Here is a 21574-nt window from a genome sequence, read left to right on the forward strand (position 1 = left end):
AAAACTCAGTTGGCTAAGCTAACTGGGTTTGCTCTTTAAAAATAATAGAAATGAGAGAGAGCATGCTAGTTCAGCTATTTGCTTTGTATTTAGAGAGTTTGGTTTTGACGATTTTACTAGTCTTGGTTGTCTTAGGGATTTGGATTGGTTTTAGAGCCCTGTCAGGTGTCGATAAAACTGCTAAGGAGCGTCAGGCTCACCTCTATGATATGATTATGATTGGAGTTCTAACAATTCCAGTATTGTCTTTTGCAACCATGAGCATCTTGTTGGTTCTCAAGGCTTAATAGTTGTAAAATGGGATTTAATTCGTTAGAATAAAAATAGTTACAACAAGAAAGAAGGAAAGAGAATGTACGATACGATTATTATCGGTGCAGGTCCTGCTGGGATGACTGCAGCCTTGTATGCAGCACGCAGCAATCTCAAAGTAGCTTTGATTGAAGGTGGTCTTCCTGGCGGTCAGATGAACAATACTTCTGACATCGAAAACTATCCAGGTTATGCTAACATTAGTGGACCTGAGTTAGCAGAAAAGATGTTTGAACCTCTTGAAAATCTAGGTGTTGAACATCTCTATGGCTTTGTAGAAAATATTGAGAACCATGGTGATGTTAAGAAAGTAATCACAGACGATGAAGAATTTGAAACTCGCACAGTTATCGTAGCGACTGGTTCTAAGCACCGTCTCCTGGGAGTTTCAGGAGAAGAAGAACTAAATAGTCGTGGAGTTTCCTACTGTGCGGTTTGTGATGGAGCCTTTTTCCGTGACCAAGATTTGTTGGTTGTAGGTGGTGGTGACTCAGCGGTTGAGGAAGCAATCTTCTTAACACAGTTTGCCAAAACTGTAACCATCGTTCACCGTCGTGATGAGCTTCGTGCTCAAAAAGTCTTGCAAGACCGCGCCTTTGCAAATGAAAAAATCAACTTCATTTGGGATTCTGTCGTAAAAGAAATCAAGGGTGAAAACCGTGTGGAGTCAGTTGTCATTGAAAATGTTAAAACAAATCAAGTGACTGAACATGCCTTTGGTGGTGTCTTTATCTATGTTGGTTTAGATCCAGTCAGCGATTTTACAAAAGATTTACAAATCCAAGATGAGTCAGGTTGGATTGTGACAGATGACCATATGAAGACAAGTGTTGCAGGTGTCTTTGCAGTTGGAGATGTTCGTCAGAAAGACCTTCGCCAAGTTACAACAGCAGTTGGAGATGGTGCTATTGCAGGTCAAGAAGCCTATAAATATATTACTGAACATAGTTAAAAAGGCGGTGGGACAGAAATCGATAGACAAAGTCTCGATTTCGTAGTCCCAGCCCTGCGAGGATGATTAGGAGCTTTTTGGAGTCTAAAAGACGAACAAAAAGTTCAATCAGCTACCGCGTCAAAGTTTGATTGCTAATAAAAAGTGAGGTCGGGATCTTTTGTCCCAACCTCACTTTTTTATAATCGATTGCGGAAGACTTCGTACATAAGAATAGCAGCAGCAACGCTTGCATTGAGACTCTGTACATGTCCATTCATTGGTATAGTGATCATCTCGTCCACTTGTTTTTTGATGTTACTTGAGATACCTTTTCCCTCATTTCCGATAATAAGAGCGACTTTGCCACTTGTGTTCCATTTATGGCAAGGAGTTCCATTCATATCGGTCCCAAAAGTCCAGAAACCTTCTTCTTTAAGTTTATCCAAGGTTTGGCTGAGATTGGTAACGCGAGCGATAGGCACATGCTCGATGGCACCCGTTGCTGTTTTTGCAACTACGGGTGTCACACCAACAGCTCGATGCTTGGGAATAATGACACCTGAAACATTGGTTGCATCGGCTGTTCTTAGGATAGAACCTAAGTTATGAGGGTCGGTTAGTCCATCGAGGATCAATAGTAGTGGGTTTTCTTCTTGGCGAGTCTGAGCAAGAATCTGCTCAAGTTCAGTATAGGCAAATTCAGAAACACGTAGGACAAAACCTTGGTGGACAGCTCCTTCAGTCATTTCGGAAAGAGATTTTTTTGAAGTCCAAGAAATGGATACTTTCTTTTCAGTTGCCAGTTCTTTGACTTTTTCTACATTCTTACCTCGTAAATCATCCTGGAGATAGAGTTTGTTTCCAGTATTTGCTAACAGTGCTTCGGTAACGGCGTGAACGCCATAGACAATATCATTTGTTTTCATGGCTCTATTATAACATAAAACCCCGTTGTCGAACGGGATTTTCTTTATTCCAGAATGAGTAAACCTTCTTTGACTGCGAAAGGATCCTTTTCATTGATACGATCATAAAACATAACACCATTTAAGTGGTCGATTTCATGTTGTACAACGATGGAGTTGTAGCCTTTTAGCTTGATGCGATGTTTTTCACCGTCCTTATCAAAGTAGTCGACAGTTACTCGAGCATGGCGGATAACATAACCTGGGACAGCACGATCGACTGATAGGCAACCTTCTCCCTCTCCTAGAGCAGCGTCTTGGACTGAGTGTGAGACAATCTTAGGATTGTACATAACAGCTTGTAAGTCATAGGCATCTTGAGGTGTTTCACCTTCCTCGGTGATATTAGGAACTAAAACAGTAATGATGCGTTTTGAGATATCTAGTTGTGGTGCAGCAAGTCCGACTCCTCCACGTAGCCCTAACTTTTCAGCCATAACTGGGTCTTGTGAATGTTTCAAAAATTGCATCATTTTCTCACCAAGGATGATATCTTGATTGCTCAATGGGAAACTGACTTCCTCGGCAACTGCACGTAGGGTTGGATTGCCCTCGCGGATAATATCTTTCATATCGATTAAATGTGAAGCTTTTGTAATACGTTCTATAGCAGACATCTTCTCTCCTTCCTTCCATTACAATTCCATGATAACACAAAATAGTTGAGAAAGAAAGTCACAGAAGTTGCTAATAAAAGGAAATACCAATTTGTCTGTGGTATAATAAAGTAAGGAGACTTGCATTAAAAAGCAAGGAGAGAAAAGATGGAAAAACGCAGTAGTAGAAATCAAAAAGATCCTGTCTTAGGACTTGTCAGAAAATTTATTCGTTTTTTTAGAAACTATCGCCAATGGAGTAATAAAACCTTTGTTGTTGTGTTGTTGATTGTTGTTGCGATTTCGATGGCTTTGACTTTATTAGCTCAAGGAATTAAGGGAGTTCCATTAGTGAATAGTAGTGTAACTACAGTGAGTCAGAGTGCTGATTCTAAGGAGAAAACTACTGTAACGGAACAGGAAACAAGTGCTCGCATCATGGCAAATGGTGATTTGCTTTACCATGACATCATCTACATTTCAGCAAAAAAGGCAGACGGTACCTACGATTTTCATGAAAACTTTGAATACGTAAAGCCTTGGCTTAAGCAAGCTGACTTGGTCATTGGTGATTTTGAAGGAACTGTAAATAAAGATCACTATCTTGCAGGTTACCCCTTATTTAATGCACCTGGTGAAGTCATGGACGCTATAAAAGATGCAGGCTATCAAGTGCTAGACTTGGCTCATAATCATATCTTGGATTCTCAAATTGAGGGAGTAGTTTCAACCGCAGATGCGATTGAAAAAGCTGGAATGACACCAATCGGAGTCTACACTCATGAACCACGAGATAAAGCACCTATTGTCATCAAGGAAGTCAATGGGATTAAAGTTGCCCTTTTAGCTTATTCCTATGGTTTTAACGGAATTGAACAAAGCATTTCTCAAGAGGATTATAATCGCTATCTTTCAGACTTAGATGAAGATAAAATGAAGGCTGAAATTGAGCGAGCAGAGAAAGAGGCAGATATTACAATTATCATGCCTCAGATGGGAGTTGAGTATCAAATTGAGCCGACTGAGGAGCAAAAGAAACTTTACCATAAAATGATTGATTGGGGTGCTGATATTATCTTTGGTGGTCATCCTCACGTTGTTGAACCAGCTGAAACGGTTGAAAAAGAAGGTGATAAAAAGCTTATCATTTACTCTATGGGGAATTTCATCTCAAATCAACGGATTGAAACCATGCAGGATGTTGAAAATGCCAAGTGGACGGAACGTGGAGTTCTCATGGATGTGACCATTAAGAAGAAATCCGGTAAAACGACTATCGAAACTGCCCAAGCCCATCCAAGCTGGGTGAGTAGGACTCCAAAGGGAGGCTATTCTCCAGAAGGATACCCACTCTATCTTTACCAAACTTATATCCTGGAAGACTTTATTGAGGGTGGGAAATACCGTAGTCAGTTAGACGAGGCTACCAAGGAACGGATTGATACAGCCTATAAAGAAATGAATGAACATGTAGGTTTGAAGTGGTAGTGATTCGAATCTCAAGGAGACAAAATGGAAATTAAGATAGTAGCAACGGATATGGATGGTACTTTGTTAGATCCAAGAGGTCAACTAGACCTTCCTCGCTTAGAGAAAATTTTAGATAAGCTGGACCACCGTGGCGTTCGGTTTGTCATTGCGACTGGAAATGAAGTTCATCGTATGCGACAATTACTGGGACATCTAGCAGAAAGAGTCGTTCTGGTAGTTGCTAATGGTGCTCGGATATTCGAAAATAATGAATTGATTCAAGCACAAACTTGGGATGATGCCATGGTTGATAGGGCTTTAGCTCATTTTAAAGGTAGAGAATGTCAGGATCAGTTTGTCGTAACTGCGATGAATGGTGGTTTTGTAAAGAAAGGTACTGTTTTTACAGAACTTGATAAATTTATGACTCCAGAGATGATTGAGAAGCTCTATCAACGAATGAACTTTGTCGATGAATTTGACTCTAATCTCTTCGGTGGTGTTCTCAAGATGAGCATGGTAGTTGGTGAAGAGCGATTGGATTCGGTTTTACAGGAAATTAATGACCTATTTGATGGGCATGTGCGAGCTGTTTCCAGCGGTTATGGCTGTATTGATATCTTACAAGATGGGATTCATAAAGCGTGGGGGCTAGTAGAATTACTCAAACGTTGGAACTTAAAACCTGAACAAATCATGGCCTTCGGTGATAGTGAAAATGACATTGAAATGTTAGAGTTGGCAGGAATTTCATACGCTATGGAAAATGCAGAAGAGGCTGTTAAGAGAGTTGCGACAAAAGTAGCTCCAGCCAACAGTCAGGCGGGTGTTTACAAAGTTTTAGAGAACTGGCTAGAAAGAGGAGAATAACTTGGCAGTACAGCTATTAGAAAATTGGCTCTTAAAAGAGCAGGAGAAAATCCAAACCAAGTATCGTGAACTCAACCAGATTTCTGTAATTGAACCAGATATCATCTTTATTGGAGATTCTATTGTTGAGTATTATCCCTTGCAAGAATTACTAGGGACAACAAAGACCATTGTAAACCGAGGTATTCGAGGCTATCAAACTGGACTTTTACTAGATAACCTTGATGCCCACCTCTATGGTGATGCAGTGGATCAAATTGTGCTTTTGATTGGGACCAATGACATCGGGAAAGATGTTCCAATGAGTCAAGCATTAAAGAATCTTGAAAGTGTAATTCAAAGTATTTCTCGTGACTATCCGCTGTCACAGATTAAGCTAGTTTCTATTCTGCCAGTTCATCAAGGGGAAGAATACAAACAGACAGTTTATATTCGCACAAATGAGAAAATCAAGGCCTGGAACCAAGCCTATCAAGAGCTAGCTTCTGCATACATGCAGGTAGAATATGTATCTGTCTTTGAGAATCTACTAGATCAGGAAGGGCAACTCAAATCAGACCATACAACAGATGGGCTTCACCTTAGCGTTTCTGGCTATCAGGCTCTATCAGAAACCTTGAAAACTAGACTTTTCTAGACATCTACTTGCATTTTTGCTTTTTTAACCTAGATAAGGTATAATATCTTTATAGTCTTTTGGGGTCGTTACGGATTCGACAGGCATTATGAGGCATATTTTGCAACCCGTGTGGCGACGTAAACGCTCAGTTAAATATAACTGCAAAAAATAATACTTCTTACGCTCTAGCTGCCTAAAAACCAGCAGGCGTGACCCGATTCGGATTGCTCGTGTCTGATGACAGGTCTTATTATTAGCGAGATACGATCAAGCTTTGTCTAGCAGTTTGGTAAGAGATTTATAGACTCGCAGTTCCTAGGCTTGAGTTATGTGTCGAGGGACTGTTAAAACAATACATAACCTATGGTTGTAGACAAATATGTTAGCAGGTGTTTGGACGTGGGTTCGACTCCCACCGGCTCCATTGATAATTTACATTGTTTTGTAAATCTTTCTAAAACGTTGTTTTTACAACGTTTTTTATTTTATTCTTTGGTATTCTTTTGCAAAAAAAGAATACAACATTTTGTTGTATCCTAAATATTAAATCAAGTCCTGAATTTTCTTAAGTTTTTATCATATTTTCTGTTATAATTAAGGTGCCTTAAGAAAAATAATGAAAAAACTAAATGTTTTTCATATAGTTTTCATTTTTTGTGTTATAATTAAGGTGCCTTAAGAAAAATATTAAGGTGCCTTAAGAAAAATATTAAGGTGCCTTAAGAAAAATAATGAAAAAACTAAATGTTTTTCATATAGTTTTCATTGTTTTAATAGTTTAAAGTCAATCTTATTTTTCTCTAATAGAAAATAATGAAAAAGTAGGTTTAGAAAGAGGTAAGTATCTATGTCTTCTCATAAAAAAATGTCACTCTCTGAGATTAATCAATCTATCGATACTCCAAATAACAATCATTTCTGGCAAAATATAAAGGCCTTTTTAGGTCCGGGTGCTCTTGTCGCAGTTGGTTATATGGATCCAGGAAACTGGATTACCAGTGTAGTCGGTGGTGCTTCCTATAAGTATAGTCTCTTGTTTGTTATCTTGATTTCATCTCTCATTGCCATGCAACTTCAGCAGATGGCAGGAAAGCTTGGTATTGTAACCCAGATGGACCTGGCTCAAGCAACGGCTCATCATTCACCTAAATGGCTTCGTTATAGTCTATGGGTGATTTTAGAATTAGCCTTGATGGCGACAGATCTGGCAGAAGTTCTAGGTTCAGCGATTGCTCTCAATCTTCTCTTTAAGATTCCGATTATGATAGCCATCCTTTTGACGGTTCTAGATGTCTTTCTCTTATTGCTTTTGATGAAATTTGGCTTTAAGAAGATTGAAGCTATTGTGACAACACTGATTTTAACGATTTTAGCAATCTTTACTTATCTGGTAGCTTTGTCACATCCAAGCTTCCAAGGAATCGTTGAGGGTTATCTACCGAATGCAACCTTATTTGAAAGTCCTTTGCCAGGGCATGAAAGTCAATTAACCTTGGCGTTAGGTATCGTGGGTGCGACAGTGATGCCCCATAACCTCTATTTGCATTCTTCCTTGTCTCAAACTCGGAAAATCAATCACAAGGACAAGAATGATGTTCGAAAAGCCGTGCGCTTTATGACCTGGGATTCAAATCTTCAACTGTCCTTGGCCTTTATCGTTAACTCCCTTCTATTAATTCTCGGGGCGGCTCTCTTTTTCGGCCATGCATCCGAGATTTCTGCCTTCTCTCAAATGTATAATGCCTTGCAGGATTCTACTATTGCAGGAGCTATAGCTAGCTCAACCTTATCAACCTTGTTTGCCTTGGCTTTATTAGCCAGTGGTCAGAATTCGACAATTACGGGTACCTTGACTGGACAAATCGTTATGGAAGGTTTCTTGCATATGAGATTGCCTCAATGGTTCATTCGTTTGGCAACTCGTCTCTTTGCCTTGTTGCCTGTCATGATTGTAGCGGTTGTGTTTGGTCATCAGGAAAAAACCTTGGATCAGTTATTGGTTTATTCGCAGGTCTTTCTTTCAATCGCTCTTCCATTTTCAATCTTCCCTTTGATTTATCTAACTTCTAAGAAATCACTGATGGGCGAATTTACCAATGCTAAATGGAATACCATCCTTGGTTATATTGTTTCCATTATCTTAACAATTCTCAATGTGAAATTGTTATTTGATATTTTCTAAGAAATTCACCCGAGTTATAAAACAAGTATATAAGAAAAAAGATACCCAAGATTTCTTGGGTATCTTTTTTGAAACTAAACGGAAGACATGGGATTCGAACCCACGCACGCTTTAACACGCCTACCGCGTTTCCAACACGGCCTCTTAAGCCTCTTGAGTAATCTTCCATTGTTTACTAACCTAGTCTACCATAAAGCCTTCTTTCTTGCAAATTTATTTAAAGTTGAGGATCCAGTGATAGAAAATGAAAGAAATTGACAAAAAATGCTTGACTTTGATATTTTTTATGATAGAATGAATAATGTAATCGTTAACAGGAGGTGGGTTCGTGCTAAAAAGCGAGAGAAAAAAGTTGATTTTAGAAGAATTGAGTAAGCATAAAATCGTCTCTCTAGAGAAATTGGTAGGCTTGCTAGATACTTCAGAATCAACAGTTAGACGTGATTTAGATGAATTGGAGTCTGAAAATAAACTTCGTCGAGTGCATGGAGGAGCAGAGTTGCCTCACTCCTTGCAAGAAGAAGAAACCATTCAAGAAAAATCTGTCAAAAACCTTCAAGAGAAAAAGTTGATTGCTCAAAAAGCAGCTTCTCTCATCAAAGAAAAAGATGTTATCTTTGTGGATGCAGGAAGTACGACAGCCTTTCTCGTTAAAGAATTGGAGCGAAAAGACATTACAGTGGTAACCAATTCCATTCACCATGCGGTTCAATTAGTGGATAAGCAAATCCCAACAGTCATTATCGGTGGTGGAGTTAAAATGACAACAGATGCCAGTATCGGAGGAGTAGCTCTCAATCAGATTAACCAACTGCACTTTGATCGTGCCTTTATTGGAATGAATGGTGTAGATGAAGGTTACTTTACAACTCCAGATATGGAGGAGGGCGCCGTCAAGCGTGCTATCTTAGAAAATGCTAAACAGACATATGTTCTAGCAGATTCATCCAAGATTGGTCAGTCTTGTTTTGCTAAGGTAGCTCCTATAAAACGTGCTATTGTCATTACAAGCAAGGGTCACGAGCTCTTGCCAGCTATCAAAGAGAAAACGGAGGTAATAGAAGTATGATTTATACAGTCACACTCAATCCATCTATAGACTACATTGTCCGTTTGGACAAAGTGGAAGTTGGTAGTGTTAATCGTATGGATAGTGATGATAAGTTTGCTGGCGGTAAAGGTATCAATGTTAGCCGTGTCTTGAAGCGTTTGGATATTCCAAATACAGCGACAGGTTTCATCGGAGGCTTTACTGGAAAATTTATCACAGATACTTTAGCTGAAGAACAAATTGAAACGCAATTTGTCCAAGTGGCAGAAGATACGCGTATCAATGTCAAGATCAAAGCAGACCAAGAAACTGAAATCAATGGGACAGGTCCTAATGTTGAGCCCGAACAACTTGAAGAGTTAAAAGCCATTCTTTCAAATCTCACAGCAGAAGATACAGTAGTATTTGCTGGATCAAGTGCTAAAAACTTAGGCAATGTCATCTATAAGGATTTGATTGCCTTGACCCGTCAGACAGGCGCACAAGTAGTCTGTGACTTTGAAGGTCAGACCTTGATTGATAGTTTGGATTATCAACCACTTTTGGTCAAACCAAATAATCATGAACTGGGAGCTATCTTTGGAGTCAAGCTTGAAAGCCTTGATGAAATAGAAAAATACGCTCGAGAATTACTGGCTAAGGGTGCTCAAAACGTGATTATCTCTATGGCTGGTGATGGTGCCCTTCTGGTAACATCAGATGGAGCATACTTTGCTAAACCGATCAAGGGAACAGTTAAAAACTCAGTTGGGGCTGGTGACTCTATGGTTGCTGGATTTACCGGTGAGTTTGTAAAATCAAAAGACGCAGTGGAAGCCTTTAAATGGGGAGTGGCTTGTGGAACAGCAACTACATTTTCAGATGATTTAGCAACTGCAGCATTTATTAAAGAAACTTATGAAAAAGTTGAGGTAGAAAAAAGATGAAAATTCAAGATTTATTGAGAAAAGATGTCATGTTGCTTGATTTGCAAGCAACTGAAAAAACAGCAGCTATCGAAGAAATGATTCATAGCTTGGTTGAACACGGATACGTGACAGATTTTGAAACCTTTAAAGAAGGAATCTTAGCGCGTGAAGCTTTGACTTCTACAGGCTTGGGCGACGGTATCGCTATGCCACACAGCAAAAATGCTGCTGTAAAGGAAGCTACTGTTCTCTTTGCTAAGTCGAACAAGGGTGTTGATTACGAAAGTTTAGACGGACAAGCAACTGACCTCTTCTTTATGATTGCTGCTCCAGAAGGTGCCAATGATACTCACTTGGCTGCCTTGGCAGAATTGTCACAATATTTGATGAAAGACGGATTTGCTGATAAACTTCGTCAAGTAACATCAGCTGATCAAGTCATTGAACTCTTTGACCAAGCATCAGAAAAACCTCAAGAACCAGTTCAAGCTCTTGCAAATGAATCTGGTGACTTTATCGTAGCAGTTACAGCTTGTACAACAGGAATTGCCCACACATACATGGCCCAAGAAGCTCTTCAAAAAGTGGCTGCGGAAATGGGTGTTGGTATCAAGGTTGAAACCAACGGTGCAAGTGGTGTTGGCAACAAATTGACAGCAGAAGATATCCGCAATGCCAAAGCTGTTATCATCGCTGCAGATAAAGCAGTTGAGATGGATCGTTTTGATGGTAAACCATTGGTGAACCGTCCGGTTGCAGATGGTATTCGTAAGACAGAAGAGTTGATCAACTTGGCTCTTTCTGGTAATGCTGAAGTCTATCGTGCTGCTAATGGAGCGCAAGCTTCAACAGCATCTAATGAAAAACAAAGTCTAGGTGGTGCCTTCTACAAACACTTGATGAGTGGTGTATCACAAATGTTGCCATTCGTTATCGGTGGAGGTATCATGATTGCACTTGCTTTCTTGATTGATGGTGCTTTGGGTGTGCCACAGGATAGTCTTGGCAATCTCGGTTCCTACCATGAGCTAGCTTCCATGTTCATGAAAATTGGTGGTTCAGCCTTCGGTTTGATGCTTCCAGTATTTGCTGGATATGTTGCTTACTCAATCGCTGAAAAACCAGGTTTGGTAGCCGGTTTCGTAGCTGGTGCTATCGCTAAAGAAGGTTATGCCTTTGGTAAAATCCCTTACGCACAAGGTGGCGAAGCAACTTCAGCCCTTGCAGGGGTATCATCAGGTTTTCTTGGAGCCCTCGTAGGTGGATTTATCGCAGGTGCCTTGGTGCTCTTGGTTAAGAAATACGTGAAGGTTCCTCGCTCACTTGAAGGTGCTAAATCAATCCTTATTTTGCCACTTTTTGGAACAATCTTGACAGGCTTTGTCATGCTAGCTGTTAATATCCCAATGGCCGCAATCAACACTGGTATGAACAACTTCCTTGGTGGTCTTGAAGGTGGATCAGCTGTCCTTCTTGGAGTCGTTCTTGGAGGAATGATGGCTGTCGATATGGGTGGACCTGTCAATAAAGCAGCCTACGTCTTTGGTACTGGTACTCTTGCAGCAACAGTGGCAACAGGTGGTTCAGTAGCCATGGCAGCAGTTATGGCTGGAGGAATGGTTCCACCGCTTGCAATCTTTGTGGCAACACTTCTCTTCAAGAATAAATTTACCAAAGAAGAACGTAACTCTGGTTTGACGAACATCGTTATGGGCTTGTCATTCATCACTGAAGGTGCGATTCCATTTGGTGCAGCAGACCCAGCTCGTGCTATCCCAAGCTTCATCCTTGGTTCAGCGGTAGCAGGTGGACTCGTTGGTCTTGCAAATATCAAACTCATGGCTCCTCACGGAGGAATCTTCGTTATCGCCCTTACTTCAAATGCTCTTCTTTACCTTGTCTTTGTCTTGGTAGGAGCAATTGTCAGTGGTGTAGTTTACGGTTACCTTCGTAAACCATTAGAAAAATAATCACAAACACATTCAAATGACTGAACACGAAAGTGGGCAGTCATTTTTTTAACCTCTCGAAAAGTTCATGAAATATGATATAATAGAAGCATGGCAAACAAGAATACAACTAAAACAAGACGAAGACCGTCTAAAGCAGAATTGGAAAGAAAACAAGCGATTCAACGAATGCTGATTTCTTTAGCTTTGGCTATCTGTTTAATTTTTGCAGCTCTCAAATGGGGAGCTGTCGGAATCACTGTTTATAACCTGATTCGCTTACTCGTGGGAAGTTTAGCTTATCTAGCTATTTTCTCTCTCCTAATCTATCTATTTTTATTTAAGTGGATTCATAAACAAGAAGGCTTGTTAGCAGGTTTCTTCTTTATTTTTGCAGGCTTGCTCCTCATCTTTCAAGCTTATCTTGTCTGGAAGCTTAGCATGGCAAATGCTGTTTTTCAAGGAACGATTGGACAAATCTTTAAAGATTTAACTAGTTTTCAAGTAACAAGTTTTGCAGGAGGAGGCTTGTTAGGGGTAGGTCTCTATATTCCGGTAGCCTTTTTGTTCTCAAATATCGGTACCTATTTCATAGGGGCAATCTTAATCCTAATCGAGCTCTTTTAATGAGTCCATGGTCTATCTATGATATTGCTGATTTTCTTTCAGCTCGATTTGCTATCTGGATGGAGCGCCGTGAACAGAAAAAACAAGAGCGCTTTATCAAGCGTGAGGAAGAAAAAGGCACGAAGAGAAGCAGAAGAGCAAGCAAGACTTGAAAAAGAAAGAGAAGAGCAGGCTTTGCTTGACATGCAGCCTGTAGATATGGAAACTGGAGAAATCTTATCAGACCAACCACTGCAAGAATTTCCTCCACTTCCAGAGGAGGAATGGGTAGAACCTGAGATTATTCTCCCGCAAGCTGATTTTGATTACCCTGAAGAAGGAGACTATCCAGAGGAAGAAGTTTTCTCTGAAGAAGATGATGATGACGAAGAGGTAGAAGTAGATTTTTTCTGCTAAAAAGGCATTGGAGTATAAGCTCCCAAGCTTGCAACTCTTTGCGCCAGATAAACCAAAAGATCAGTCAAAAGAAAAGAAAATTGTTCGAGAAAATATCAAAATTTTGGAAGAGACCTTCGCAAGTTTTGGTATTAAGGTAACAGTTGAGCGTGCTGAAATTGGTCCGTCGGTGACCAAGTATGAGGTTAAACCTGCAGTTGGTGTCCGTGTCAACCGTATTTCAAACCTAGCAGACGATTTAGCTTTGGCCTTGGCTGCTAAGGATGTCCGTATCGAAGCACCGATTCCTGGGAAATCCTTGGTAGGTATCGAAGTTCCTAACTCGGAAATTGCAACTGTATCCTTCCGTGAGCTTTGGGAACAATCTCAAACAAAACCTGAAAATCTTTTAGAAATTCCTCTTGGAAAGCAGTCAATGGTACGGCTCGTAGTTTTGATTTGGCTAAAATGCCTCACTTGCTAGTTGCCGGTTCTACGGGTTCTGGTAAATCTGTTGCAGTTAATGGTATTATCGCTAGCATTCTCATGAAGGCTCGTCAATCCATGATTGCGGTCTTTTTTAGGTGCAGGGTTGCCAGATAAAATATGGTATAATAAAGGGAAATAGAGTTTTTGAAAGTGAGAGAAGATGATTTCAAAGAGATTAGAAACAGTAGCTTCTTTTGTTCCCCAAGGAGCTGTTTTGCTGGACGTCGGTAGCGACCATGCTTATTTACCTATTGAATTAGTTGAAAAAGGTCATATTGAAGCTGCCATCGCGGGTGAAGTTGTAGAGGGGCCCTATCAATCTGCAGTTAGAAATGTTGAAAGTCATAGCTTGACTGAGAAAATTCAGGTTCGTTTAGCCAATGGTTTAGCAGCTTTCGAAGTAAGTGATCAGGTCTCTGTTATCACTATTGCAGGAATGGGTGGTCGTTTGATTGCTACGATATTAGAAGAGGGTTTGGACAAACTAGCCAATGTTGAGCGATTGATTCTTCAACCTAATAATCGTGAAGATGAGTTACGTAGTTGGTTACAAGAGCATGGATTTCAGATTGTAGCTGAAAGTATTTTAGAGGAAGCTGGAAAATTTTACGAGATTCTAGTAGTGGAAGCTGGGAAAATGAATTTATCAACTAGCGATATCCGTTTTGGTCCTTTTCTATCTAAAGAACTTAGCTCCGTATTTGTCCAAAAGTGGCAAAGAGAAGCAAGTAAGCTCGAATTTGCCCTTAGTCAAATCCCAGAAAAAAATCATGAAGAACGTCAAGTTTTAGTAGATAAAATTCAAGCCATCAAGGAGGTGCTCCATGAAAGCAAGTGAAGTGATTAAGCGTTATGAAACCTATTGCCCTCAAGAATTTTCTATGGAAGGCGATAATCGTGGACTGCAGATTGGTACCTTAGACAAAGAAATCCAGAAAGTCATGGTTGCCCTTGATATACGTGAAGATACAGGGCAGAAGCTATCGAAAAGGGTGTTGATTTGATTATCGTTAAGCACGCGCCAATCTTCCGTCCGATAAAGGACTTGGTAGCTAGTCGCCCTCAAAATCAGATTTATATTGATCTTATCAAGCATGATATTGCAGTCTACGTTAGCCATACTAATATTGATATTGTTGAAAACGGACTTAATGACTGGTTCTGCCAACTATTGGATATTAATGATACAACTTATCTACAGGAGACAGGTCCTGAACGTGGTATCGGCGTATAGGCAATATTAAACCTCAAACATTTGAAGAATTTGCTAGTCATGTTAAGGAAGTCTTTGGTCTAGATAGTCTCCGTATGGTGTATTATCATGAGAGTGATTTGCAAAAGACCATTTCAAGAGTTGCTATCTGTGGTGGCAGTGGGCAATCTTTCTATTCTGATGCTTTAGCAAAAGAAGCAGATGTCTACATCACTGGTGATATTTATTACCACCACTGCCCAAGATATGCTGTCAGATGGCTTGTTGGCTCTGGATCCGGGACCACTATATCGAAATGCTTTTTGTGGAAAGAATTGCAGCACTCTTGAACGAATGGAAGGAAGAAAATGTTTGGTCTCTCGAAGTTATCGCAAGTCAGGCATCAACCAATCCATTCCATCATATCTAGTTAGAAGGTAAAGACAATGAAAAAAGTTGCCATTGTAGGAGCAGGGATTGTAGGGGCAACAGCCGCCTACTATCTCTCTAAGAAGCAGAGGTCGAAGTAACTGTCTTTGATCATGGGCACGGACAAGCGACCAAGGCAGCGGCAGGAATTATCAGTCCCTGGTTTTCTAAACGACGCCAATAAGGCCTGGTACAAGATGGCGCGCCTTGGAGCTGATTTCTACGTGGATTTATTAGCTGACTTAGAAAAATCTGGTCAAAAGTTGATTTCTACCAGAGTTCCGGTGTCTTTCTGCTTAAAAAAGATGACTCCAAACTAGAGGAACTCTATCAACTAGCCTTGCAACGTAGAGATGAATCTCCCTTAATAGGAGAATTAGCCATTTTAGACCAAGTGGCTGCAAGTAGCTTATTCCCTGGATTGGAGGGATTTGAAAGATTACTCTATGCTTCTGGTGGAGCTCGAGTAGATGGGCAACTCCTAGTGAATCGGTTACTTGAAGCCAGTCAAGTTAAGGTCGTAAAGAAAGAGGTCAGTCTAACTCCTCTAGCATCGGGTTATCAGATAGACAATCAAATGTTTGACCAAGTTATCTTGTCCACAGAGCTTGGGCTTGGTCACATATTAGAGCCTTTAGGATATGAGGTAGACGTTCGTCCTCAAAAGGGGCAACTTCGAGATTACCAAGTGGAACAAGACATGGGAGCTTATCCTGTAGTTATGCCTGAAGGGGAGTGGGATTTGATTCCATTTCCAGGTGGGAAGTTGTCTCTGGGAGCTACTCATGAAAATGATATGGGATTTGACCTAACAGTTGATGAAAATTTGCTTCAGCAAATGGCTGAGGCAGCGAGTCCATTTTATCCTAACTTAAAAGATACAATGATAAGTGGTGGGCGCGTGGGGATTCGTGCCTATACAAGTGATTTCTCTCCATTCTTTGGACAGGTTCCAAACTTATCAGGAGTCTATACAGCAAGTGGTCTAGGATCTTCAGGCTTAACGACCGGCCCTATTATAGGATATCATTTAGCTCAAATGCTTCAGGGGAGAAGTGGAGAATTAGATCCAGCAGATTATCCGACTGAAAGATATATTAAAAAGAAACAATCGTAAATCTTTTACTTAGTTTTTACGGTAGTATTAGGAAAGTAAATGACTTTCTCTATCAAAAATGGTAAAATGAAAAAAATAATCCAAGAATTGAGGAAATAAAATGCAAGAAAAAATTCTGGTAACGGGTGGAGCAGGTTTTATTGGAAGTCACACTGTCATTGAACTGGTTCAAGCCGGACATCAAGTTGTTGTCGTGGATAATTTGGTCAATAGTAGTCGTAAAAGTCTTGAAGTAGTTGAAAGAATCACAGGCATAGAAATTCCTTTCTACGAAGCTGATATTCGTGATACGGAAACTCTTCGTGATATTTTCAAACACGAAGAACCAACAGGAGTTATCCATTTTGCTGGTTTGAAGGCTGTAGGGGAATCTACACGTATCCCACTTGCCTACTATGATAACAATATTGCTGGTACAGTTAGTCTTTTAAAAGCAATGGAAGAAAACAACTGTAAAAATATTATTTTCAGCTCTTCAGCAACAGTTTATGGAGATCCTCATACTGTTCCAATCCTAGAAGATTTTCCACTTTCAGCTACTAACCCATATGGCCGTACCAAACTAATGCTTGAAGAAATCTTGACAGATATCTATAAAGCAGACTCAGAATGGAACGTTGTGTTGCTTCGTTATTTCAACCCAATCGGTGCGCATGAGAGTGGTGACCTAGGAGAAAATCCAAACGGCATTCCAAACAACCTTTTGCCGTATGTAACACAAGTCGCAGTTGGTAAGTTGGAACAAGTTCAAGTCTTTGGAGATGACTACGATACTGAAGATGGAACAGGTGTTCGTGACTATATCCACGTCGTTGACCTAGCAAAAGGACACGTTGCCGCCCTTAAGAAGCTTCAAAAAGGCTCTGGACTCAATGTGTATAACCTTGGGACTGGAAAAGGCTACTCAGTTCTTGAAATTATCCAAAATATGGAAAAAGCTGTTGGACGCCCAATTCCATACCGTATCGTTGAACGTCGCCCAGGTGATATCGCAGCTTGCTACTCAGACCCAGCAAAAGCTAAGGAAGAGCTCGGATGGGAAGCAGAACTTGGTATTACAGAGATGTGTGAAGATGCATGGCGTTGGCAGAGTCAACATCCAAACGGATTTGAAGACTAATCATTTGATTAAACAAAAAAGAGGAAGTAATTCCTCTTTTTTAATACTTTATATGTGCTTGTGTGATAGAAAAACGTCTTAAAAGAACAGTTTATTTATTATTGAAATATTGGAACAATTAAATGTAAAATTGTATAAAATTAGTCTAGCAAAAGACTATAATTTTCTAGAAAATTATGCTACACTAGAGGGAGTGGAAATTAGAAATCTATGGCCCACCAAATTTTAAGATTCATCTATGATTAGAGCACGAGTAGGGCAATTTTTAACGGCTTCTAAAGCATCGTCGCTACAAGGAATTTCTTTCTCTAATTGTTCAGGATCATCGAAAAAACGGACGATACCATTATCATGGTAATCAAATAATTCTGAATAAGTTTGGCAGAGCCCACAGGCGATGCAACGTTCGGGTATAAGTCTAATCTTCATATTTATATTGTAATAAGAAACTAAAAAAATCTCAAGGAGTAAGGTATGGAAAAGGAACCGTGGCAAGAAGATATTTATGAGGAAAACAAGGAAGAGTCGAGAAGTGAGCGCCATTCTAGAAGTGGAAAGTGGGCTTTTCTTACAGCGAATAACATTTTAACAACCCTGGCTATCATTTTCTTTATTGTTGTTATAGGTATGATTATTGTTTTAATATACTTATCTTCGGGTGGAAGTGATAGAACATCAGCTTTGAAGGATTTTTATGATTCTGCAAATCCTAAAGTTGAAGAAGTAACTACTGTAACGACAGAAACAACTACGGTAGCTACTACTGAGTCTGGCGAACAACAAAATACTACAGAGGCACATACTGATTCTGAAGGAACTATTACAGTTTTGCCAGGAGAAGGGGAAGCAGCCATTGCGGCTCGCGCTGGAATCTCTATTGCTCAACTTGAAGCCTTGAATCCTGGTCATATGTCTTCAGGAACTTGGTTTGCAAATCCTGGTGATGTCCTTAAGACAAGATAGGAGTGACAATGAAAACAATTCAGATTGCTATTGATGGGCCAGCTTCCAGTGGTAAGAGTACAGTAGCTAAGATTATTGCTAAGGACTTTGGCTATACTTATCTGGATACAGGCGCTATGTATCGTGCGGCGACTTACATCGCATTGAGAAACCAAATTAGCCCAGATGAGCCATCTCAACTTCTTGAATTATTGGAACAATATCCAATTAGCTTTGGACGCGCTGAAAATGGAGAACAACTTGTTTTTGTTGGAGATGTAGATGTAACAAATCCAATCCGAGAAAATGAAGTAACCAACGCTGTCTCTGCTTTTGCGGCGATTCCAGCTGTTCGTGAAAAATTGGTAGCCCTTCAGCAAGAAATTGCCCAACAAGGTGGTATCGTTATGGATGGCCGCGATATTGGAACAGTAGTCTTGCCTCAAGCTGAATTGAAGATTTTTCTAGTAGCATCTGTAGATGAGCGTGCGGAACGCCGTTACAAGGAAAATCTTTCAAAGGGTATCGAAACAGATTTGGAAACTTTGAAAGAAGAGATTGCTGCGCGTGATTATAAAGATAGTCATCGTGAAACTTCACCTCTCAAGCAAGCCGAGGATGCAATCTATTTGGATACGACTGGACTCTCTATTTTAGAAGTTGTTGAAAATATTAAATCAGAAGCACAAAAACATTTATAAGAACTATAAAAACGATGAACTGAATTTCGGTTTGTCGTTTTTTATCATGATTTGTCAAATAGTCTGTTTTAAGGTATAATAGTTGCTGTTAAAGAAAATTTGACATTCAAATAATCATAAATTTTTTAAGGAGATAACATGAATCATTTACCAAATTGCCCAAAATGTAATTCAGAATATGTATATGAAGATGGCGCACTTCTTGTTTGTCCAGAATGTGCTTACGAGTGGAATCCTGCTGAACAAGTTGAAGCAGAAGAAGGCCTTGTTGCTATCGATGCAAATGGAAATAAACTAGCTGATGGGGACACAGTTACCTTGATTAAAGATTTGAAGGTTAAAGGTGCTCCTAAAGACCTCAAACAAGGAACTCGTGTGAAAAACATCCGTATTGTTGAAGGTGACCACAACATTGACTGTAAGATCGATGGTTTTGGTGCTATGAAGCTTAAATCAGAATTTGTGAAGAAGATTTAATCATGATTAAAAATGAAAAAGTAATATTTTATAGTCGTATCTTTTTAATCATAGCAGCCTTTACCGGTGTATACTTGGAGATCACCAAGCGCGGTGGTTTAGGGATGTTGCTTTACTACACTGTACTTTCTAACCTTTTGGTTGTACTTTTTACAGGTTATCTTTTGTTAAAGATGCGTAGTGGAGGTGATAGTTGGCAGAGTCCTGGTATTCTACGTCTCAAAGGTGGCGTCACTATGAGTATTATGATTACTTGTGTCATCTATCATTTCATGCTAGCTCCTTTGACGACAGATTTTTACCGTTTGGAAAATTTCCTTTGCCATTATATTGTCCCTCTCTGGTTTTTAGCAGATACAGTTATTTTTGATAAGAGTCGTCAATATAAGTTAGTTGATCCCATGCTTTGGACTAGCCTTCCTTTGCTTTATATGATTTTTGCCCTCTTAAACGGTTTTGTTCTAAAGATGGATGTCCCTAATGCTAAGGATAGTCCCTTCCCTTATTTCTTTTTGAATGCTACCAAACATGGTTGGGGTTTTGTCTTTAAATGGGCAGCAACTATCTTTGTTGCCTACATGGTTTCAGGATATCTCTTTTATCTTGTAAAAAGTATAAAAAAATCTAAGAAATAAAAGTACCCAATGTGGGTGCTTTTTTGTTATAGAGATAATTGTACCCGGACAAATCGATTTATTTTATCTTGTTATGCAGTCTTAAATACCTTACAATAAAAATGTAGCTACCAATACAACTATTGAGGATGAAAAAAATGACTGAAAATCGTTATGAATTAAATAAGAATTTGGCACAGATGCTTAAAGGTGGCGTCATCATGGATGTTCAAAATCCTGAACAAGCAAGAATTGCAGAGGCTGCAGGTGCAGCAGCGGTTATGGCTTTGGAGCGAATCCCAGCTGATATTCGTGCGGCCGGTGGTGTCTCTCGAATGAGTGATCCAAAGATGATTAAGGAAATACAAGAAGCTGTCAGCATTCCAGTTATGGCTAAGGTTCGAATTGGGCATTTTGTCGAAGCTCAAATTTTAGAAGCCATCGAGATTGACTATATTGATGAGAGCGAAGTTCTATCTCCAGCTGATGATCGTTTTCATGTGGACAAGAAAGAATTTCAAGTTCCTTTTGTTTGCGGTGCTAAAGACCTAGGAGAAGCCTTGCGTCGTATCGCTGAAGGTGCTTCAATGATTCGTACCAAAGGGGAACCTGGAACAGGAGACATCGTACAGGCTGTTCGTCATATGCGCATGATGAATCAAGAAATCCGCCGCATTCAAAACCTCCGTGAGGACGAATTATATGTGGCCGCAAAAGAACTCCAAGTACCTGTAGAATTAGTTCAATATGTCCACGAACATGGAAAATTACCAGTTGTTAACTTTGCAGCTGGAGGGGTTGCAACACCAGCGGACGCTGCTCTTATGATGCAGCTAGGTGCAGAAGGTGTGTTTGTTGGCTCAGGGATTTTCAAGTCAGGTGATCCTGTTAAGCGTGCGGCTGCAATTGTCAAGGCTGTTACCAACTATCAAAATCCTCAAATTCTGGCTCAAATCTCTGAAGATCTAGGGGAAGCCATGGTTGGTATCAATGAAAATGAAATCCAAATTCTCATGGCTGAGCGAGGAAAATAGATGAAAATCGGAATATTAGCTTTGCAGGGAGCCTTTGTAGAACATGAAAAAGTGCTTACTGAACTAAGAGTTGAAAGTATTGAATTGCGAAACCTAGAAGATTTTCTGCAACACCAGAGTGACCTGTCGGGTTTGATCTTGCCAGGAGGTGAGTCAACGGCCATGGGTAAGCTCTTACGTGATCAACAAATGTTGATTCCTCTAAGAGAAGCTATACTCAATGGCTTACCAGTCTTTGGGACTTGTGCCGGTCTGATTTTGCTAGCGAGACAAATCGCTTCTCAAGAGGAAAGTCATCTGGCGACTATGGATATAGTAGTAGAGCGTAATGCCTATGGGCGTCAGCTAGGAAGCTTTTATACTGAAGCAGACTGTAAGGGTGTTGGTAAAATTCCCATGACCTTTATCCGTGGACCTATTATTAGTGAAGTTGGTGAGGATGTTGAAGTTCTAGCAATCGTCAACGGTCAAATCGTTGCTGCTCAAGAAAAGAATATGCTAGTGACTTCATTTCATCCGGAATTGACAAATGATCTTCGCTTGCACCAGTATTTTATCAATATGTGCAAATAAAAAAGAGGTTGGGATTTTCCCAACTTCT

Annotated in this window: 20 protein-coding genes, 1 tRNA gene, 1 other RNA gene and 3 pseudogenes; 21 read left to right on the forward strand and 4 right to left on the reverse strand. The window is 40.0% G+C overall.

What is annotated here, in order from left to right; all coding sequences use genetic code 11:
* The first annotated feature begins 62 nt into the window (after positions 1 to 62).
* Together HW271_RS02845 and trxB are read left to right on the forward strand one after the other, a co-directional pair.
* Positions 63 to 287: a DUF4059 family protein gene (locus HW271_RS02845; RefSeq protein ID WP_004253933.1), complete on the forward strand. Its 225-nt coding sequence runs from the start codon at positions 63 to 65 to the stop codon at positions 285 to 287.
* 65 nt (positions 288 to 352) lie between these two features.
* Complete coding sequence (trxB, locus tag HW271_RS02850; RefSeq protein ID WP_178894788.1) at positions 353 to 1264, forward strand: thioredoxin-disulfide reductase; 912 nt, start codon at positions 353 to 355, stop codon at positions 1262 to 1264.
* Positions 1265 to 1443: 179 nt separating this feature from the next.
* On the opposite strand, the gene rlmB is transcribed toward trxB, so the two are convergent.
* Positions 1444 to 2172 (reverse strand): 23S rRNA (guanosine(2251)-2'-O)-methyltransferase RlmB, encoded by a 729-nt coding sequence (gene rlmB / locus HW271_RS02855; protein WP_006148811.1) that lies wholly within the window; start codon positions 2170 to 2172, stop codon positions 1444 to 1446.
* Positions 2173 to 2216: 44 nt separating this feature from the next.
* Positions 2217 to 2828 (reverse strand): peptide deformylase, encoded by a 612-nt coding sequence (gene def, locus HW271_RS02860; protein WP_178894789.1) that lies wholly within the window; start codon positions 2826 to 2828, stop codon positions 2217 to 2219.
* Between the two features lie 147 nt (positions 2829 to 2975).
* Between def and HW271_RS02865 the strand changes: the two genes are divergently transcribed.
* The 5 genes from HW271_RS02865 (at position 2976) to HW271_RS02885 (ending at position 7948) form a co-directional block, all read left to right on the forward strand.
* On the forward strand, positions 2976 to 4295 hold the full coding sequence (locus tag HW271_RS02865; RefSeq protein ID WP_178894790.1) for a CapA family protein: 1320 nt from the start codon (positions 2976 to 2978) through the stop codon (positions 4293 to 4295).
* Between the two features lie 24 nt (positions 4296 to 4319).
* Positions 4320 to 5147 carry an HAD family hydrolase gene (locus HW271_RS02870; protein ID WP_178894791.1) on the forward strand — a complete coding sequence of 276 codons (828 nt, stop codon included), beginning with the start codon at positions 4320 to 4322 and terminating at the stop codon, positions 5145 to 5147.
* Position 5148: 1 nt separating this feature from the next.
* Positions 5149 to 5784 (forward strand): SGNH/GDSL hydrolase family protein, encoded by a 636-nt coding sequence (locus tag HW271_RS02875; RefSeq protein WP_178894792.1) that lies wholly within the window; start codon positions 5149 to 5151, stop codon positions 5782 to 5784.
* Positions 5785 to 5845: 61 nt separating this feature from the next.
* Positions 5846 to 6193: a transfer-messenger RNA gene (gene ssrA, locus HW271_RS02880) on the forward strand.
* 420 nt (positions 6194 to 6613) lie between these two features.
* Positions 6614 to 7948: an Nramp family divalent metal transporter gene (locus HW271_RS02885; RefSeq protein ID WP_178894793.1), complete on the forward strand. Its 1335-nt coding sequence runs from the start codon at positions 6614 to 6616 to the stop codon at positions 7946 to 7948.
* Positions 7949 to 8027: 79 nt separating this feature from the next.
* Here HW271_RS02885 and HW271_RS02890 read toward each other — a convergent pair.
* Positions 8028 to 8115: transfer RNA gene (locus HW271_RS02890), tRNA-Ser, on the reverse strand.
* A gap of 161 nt (positions 8116 to 8276) precedes the next feature.
* Between HW271_RS02890 and HW271_RS02895 the strand changes: the two genes are divergently transcribed.
* The 8 genes and pseudogenes from HW271_RS02895 (at position 8277) to galE (ending at position 17205) form a co-directional block, all read left to right on the forward strand.
* Positions 8277 to 9017, forward strand: a complete 741-nt coding sequence (locus HW271_RS02895; RefSeq protein ID WP_178894794.1) for a DeoR/GlpR family DNA-binding transcription regulator — start codon at positions 8277 to 8279, stop codon at positions 9015 to 9017.
* A complete protein-coding gene (gene pfkB, locus HW271_RS02900) occupies positions 9014 to 9925 on the forward strand; it encodes a 1-phosphofructokinase (protein WP_178894795.1) in 912 nt (303 codons plus the stop codon). The genes HW271_RS02895 and pfkB overlap by 4 nt, the downstream gene beginning before the upstream one ends.
* Positions 9922 to 11877 carry a fructose-specific PTS transporter subunit EIIC gene (locus tag HW271_RS02905; protein ID WP_178894796.1) on the forward strand — a complete coding sequence of 652 codons (1956 nt, stop codon included), beginning with the start codon at positions 9922 to 9924 and terminating at the stop codon, positions 11875 to 11877. The genes pfkB and HW271_RS02905 overlap by 4 nt, the downstream gene beginning before the upstream one ends.
* A gap of 141 nt (positions 11878 to 12018) precedes the next feature.
* Positions 12019 to 13428: pseudogene (locus HW271_RS02910) on the forward strand (DNA translocase FtsK); the annotation flags it as partial.
* 79 nt (positions 13429 to 13507) lie between these two features.
* Positions 13508 to 14185, forward strand: a complete 678-nt coding sequence (locus tag HW271_RS02915; protein ID WP_178894774.1) for a tRNA (adenine(22)-N(1))-methyltransferase TrmK — start codon at positions 13508 to 13510, stop codon at positions 14183 to 14185.
* A pseudogene (locus HW271_RS02920) lies at positions 14172 to 14969 on the forward strand (Nif3-like dinuclear metal center hexameric protein). The gene HW271_RS02915 and the pseudogene HW271_RS02920 overlap by 14 nt, the downstream one beginning before the upstream one ends.
* A gap of 16 nt (positions 14970 to 14985) precedes the next feature.
* Positions 14986 to 16085 (forward strand): annotated as a pseudogene (locus HW271_RS02925) (NAD(P)/FAD-dependent oxidoreductase).
* Between the two features lie 100 nt (positions 16086 to 16185).
* The gene (gene galE, locus HW271_RS02930) at positions 16186 to 17205 is read left to right on the forward strand and encodes a UDP-glucose 4-epimerase GalE (RefSeq protein ID WP_178894777.1); all 1020 of its coding nucleotides are present in this window, start codon (positions 16186 to 16188) and stop codon (positions 17203 to 17205) included.
* Between the two features lie 225 nt (positions 17206 to 17430).
* Here galE and HW271_RS02935 read toward each other — a convergent pair whose 3' ends face one another.
* The gene (locus tag HW271_RS02935; protein WP_178894778.1) at positions 17431 to 17634 is read right to left on the reverse strand and encodes a ferredoxin; all 204 of its coding nucleotides are present in this window, start codon (positions 17632 to 17634) and stop codon (positions 17431 to 17433) included.
* Positions 17635 to 17679: 45 nt separating this feature from the next.
* Between HW271_RS02935 and HW271_RS02940 the strand changes: the two genes are divergently transcribed.
* From HW271_RS02940 to pdxT, 6 genes are all read left to right on the forward strand, one after another.
* Positions 17680 to 18168, forward strand: a complete 489-nt coding sequence (locus HW271_RS02940) for an SAG1386/EF1546 family surface-associated protein (RefSeq protein ID WP_178894779.1) — start codon at positions 17680 to 17682, stop codon at positions 18166 to 18168.
* Between the two features lie 8 nt (positions 18169 to 18176).
* Positions 18177 to 18848, forward strand: a complete 672-nt coding sequence (gene cmk / locus HW271_RS02945) for a (d)CMP kinase (protein ID WP_178894780.1) — start codon at positions 18177 to 18179, stop codon at positions 18846 to 18848.
* A 138-nt stretch (positions 18849 to 18986) separates the two neighbouring features.
* Positions 18987 to 19325: a zinc ribbon domain-containing protein YjdM gene (locus HW271_RS02950; RefSeq protein ID WP_178894781.1), complete on the forward strand. Its 339-nt coding sequence runs from the start codon at positions 18987 to 18989 to the stop codon at positions 19323 to 19325.
* A gap of 2 nt (positions 19326 to 19327) precedes the next feature.
* The gene (locus HW271_RS02955) at positions 19328 to 19960 is read left to right on the forward strand and encodes a Pr6Pr family membrane protein (protein WP_178894782.1); all 633 of its coding nucleotides are present in this window, start codon (positions 19328 to 19330) and stop codon (positions 19958 to 19960) included.
* Positions 19961 to 20097: 137 nt separating this feature from the next.
* Entirely contained in the window at positions 20098 to 20973 is an 876-nt protein-coding gene (gene pdxS, locus HW271_RS02960; RefSeq protein ID WP_006153788.1) for a pyridoxal 5'-phosphate synthase lyase subunit PdxS, read from the forward strand.
* A complete protein-coding gene (gene pdxT / locus HW271_RS02965; protein WP_178894783.1) occupies positions 20974 to 21546 on the forward strand; it encodes a pyridoxal 5'-phosphate synthase glutaminase subunit PdxT in 573 nt (190 codons plus the stop codon).
* The last annotated feature ends 28 nt before the right edge of the window (positions 21547 to 21574 follow it).

This window comes from Streptococcus sp. oral taxon 061 (genome assembly GCF_013394695.1).
Classification (GTDB): Bacteria; Bacillota; Bacilli; order Lactobacillales; family Streptococcaceae; genus Streptococcus.